The 2,636-nt window shown below is 79.2% G+C and carries 2 protein-coding genes; one reads left to right on the top strand and one right to left on the bottom strand.

The window, feature by feature from the left end:
• The first annotated feature begins 191 nt into the window (after window positions 1-191).
• Window positions 192-2,201 (top strand): NHL domain-containing thioredoxin family protein, encoded by a 2,010-nt coding sequence (locus tag AB8M62_RS20045; protein WP_369070671.1) that lies wholly within the window; start codon window positions 192-194, stop codon window positions 2,199-2,201.
• Between the two features lie 20 nt (window positions 2,202-2,221).
• On the opposite strand, the gene AB8M62_RS20040 is transcribed toward AB8M62_RS20045, so the two are convergent.
• Complete coding sequence (locus AB8M62_RS20040; protein ID WP_369056615.1) at window positions 2,222-2,467, bottom strand: DUF2630 family protein; 246 nt, start codon at window positions 2,465-2,467, stop codon at window positions 2,222-2,224.
• Between the last annotated feature and the right edge of the window lie 169 nt (window positions 2,468-2,636).

The raw sequence follows: 2,636 nt of genomic DNA, 5'->3' as shown, positions 1-2,636 counted from the left end.
CCCCCCCCCCCCCCCCCCCCCCGCCCCCCCCCCCCCCCCCCCCCCCCCCCCCCCCCCCCCCCCCCCCCCCCCCCCCCCCCCCCCCCCCCCCCCCCCCCCCCCCCCCCCCCCCCCCGGGGGGGAGGAGCGGGGGAGAGGGGCGGGCGGGAGGGGTGGACGGGGCGCGGGGACGGCGGGGTGACACTGGGCGCGTGACGACGTCCAGCACCCGCAGCACCCCCGCGAGCACCCCCGCCACCCGACGGACGCGCGTGCGCGCCCCGCAGCTGGAGGGCCGCCGCTGGCTGAACACCGGCGGGCGCGAGCTGGGTCTGGCCGACCTGCGCGGCAAGGTCGTCCTGCTGGACTTCTGGACCAGCTGCTGCGTGAACTGCCTGCACGTGCTGGACGAGCTGCGCCCCGTGGAGGAGCGCTTCTCCGACGTCCTCGTCGTCGTCGGCGTGCACTCGCCGAAGTTCCGCTTCGAGGCCGAGCCGGCGACCCTCGACGCGGCCGTCGAGCGCTACGCCGTGCACCACCCCGTCCTCGACGACCCGGACCTGCGCACGTGGGGCGCCTACACCGCCCGCGCCTGGCCGACGCTCGTCGTCGTGGACCCCGAGGGCTACGTCGTGGCCTCGATGTCCGGCGAGGGCCACGCCCACGGCCTCGGCGTGCTGCTGGAGGAGCTGGTCGCCGAGCACGAGGCCAGGGGCACCCTGCACCGCGGGTCCGGCCCGTACGTGGCCCCGGAGCCGCCCGCGTCGGCGCTGCGCTTCCCCGCCCGCGTCCTGGCCCTGCCGGACGGCGGGTTCCTCGTCGCCGACACCGCCCACCACCAGCTCGTGCAGCTGGCGGACGACCTCGAGACGGAGGTGCGGCGCGTCGGCGACGGCGAGCGCGGGCACGTCGACGGCCCGGCCGCCTCCGCCCGCTTCGCCGAGCCGCAGGGCTTCTGCCTGCTGCCGGACGACGTCGCCGCCCGCGTCGGCTACGACCTCGTGGTGGCCGACAGCGTCAACCACGCCCTGCGCGGGGTGCGGCTGGCGGACGGTGCGGTGACGACGGTCGCGGGCACGGGCCGGCAGCTGCGCCGCCGCGAGGGCGGCGGCCCGGCGCTGGAGCAGGACCTGTCGACCCCGTGGGACGTCGCCTGGTTCGACGGGCAGGTCGTCGTGGCGATGGCGGGCGTGCACCAGCTGTGGGCGTTCGACCCGGCCGCCGACCCCGCCGACGGGGTGGTGCGCGTGCTGGCGGGGACGACCGCCGAGGGCGTGCAGGACGGGCCGGCCGAGCGGGCGTGGTTCGCGCAGACGTCCGGGTTCGCCGTCGCCGACGACGCGGACGGGCCGGTGCTGTGGTTCGTGGACGCGGAGACGTCGGCGCTGCGGACGTTGCGCCGCAGCGGGTCCGGTGGTCCCGACCGCGCCGTCCCGCGGGTCGAGGACGACCGCCTCGCGAACGTGGAGGCCGTCGCCGGCGCCGGGTACGAGGTCCGCACCGCCGTCGGGCAGGGCCTGTTCGACTTCGGCTTCCGCGACGGCCCGGGCGCGCCCGCGGACGGCGTCCCGCCCGCGCTGCTGCAGCACCCGCTGGGCCTGGCGATCGCCCCCGACGGCTCGGTGCTCGTCGCGGACACCTACAACGGCGCGCTGCGCCGCTACGACCCGGCCACGGGTGAGGTCAGCACGCTGCTGCGCGACCTGGCCGAGCCCTCCGACGTGCTCGTGGACGCCGGCGGGGACGCGGGCGGCGACGGGTCCCTGGTCGTCGTGGAGGCCGCCGGCCACCGCCTGACGCGGTTCGCGGTGCCGCCGCAGGCCCGCGTGGACGCGGGCGCGCACACCGTCCAGCGCCCGCCGACGGACCTGGCCGCCGGGCCGGTGGAGCTGAGCGTGGCGTTCACCCCGCCGACGGGGCAGAAGCTCGACGACCGCTGGGGCGACCCGACGCGGCTGGTCGTGGCGGCCTCCCCGCCGGAGCTGCTGCTGGAGGGCGCCGGGGAGGCGGAGGGGCTGCGCCGCCGGCTCGTCCTGGACGCCGCCGTCGGCTCCGGGGTGCTGCACGTCAGCGTGCAGGCGGCCGCGTGCGACGGCGACCCCGACACCGGTGAGGTGCCGGAGTTCGCCGCCTGCCACCTGTACCAGCAGGACTGGGGCATCCCCGTCCGCCTCGTGGACGGGGCCCCCGCCGCGCTGCCCCTGGACCTGCGCGGCGCCTGAGCGCGGCTGCTGCCGGGCCGCTACTGCTGGTAGGTCTCGACCTCCCCGACGGGGCGCTCGGACGCCTCGTCGGGGTCCTTGCCGGCCTCGCGCAGCGCCTGCCGCTGGCGCAGCAGGTCCCACAGCTGGTCCAGCGACTGCTCGGCCCGCCGCAGCCGGGCGTGCTCCTCCTCGCCGGACAGCTCCCCGTCCTGCAGGGCCTGGCGCAGCTGCTTCTCCTGCTCGACGAGCTCGGTGATGCGCTGGTGGATGGACTGGTCGTCCACGGGTCCTCCCCTCGGGGCGCGGGGCCCCGTCGCGGTGCGGTGCGCGCCCGATCGTCGTCGCCGCGGGCGCGCCCCGCCACCGCGGGAGCGGCGCGCCCGGTCGGGCCGGCCGGGGAGGTCGTGGCCGCCCGCCGCCGGTCCACCCCCGCCCCGCCCCCGCCCCGCCCCG

Origin of the sequence: Kineococcus terrestris (assembly GCF_041020755.1) — a bacterium.
GTDB lineage: Bacteria > Actinomycetota > Actinomycetes > Actinomycetales > Kineococcaceae > Kineococcus > Kineococcus terrestris.
Note: the sequence above shows the minus strand (reverse complement) of the source record. Positions and strands in the feature narration are given on the sequence as shown.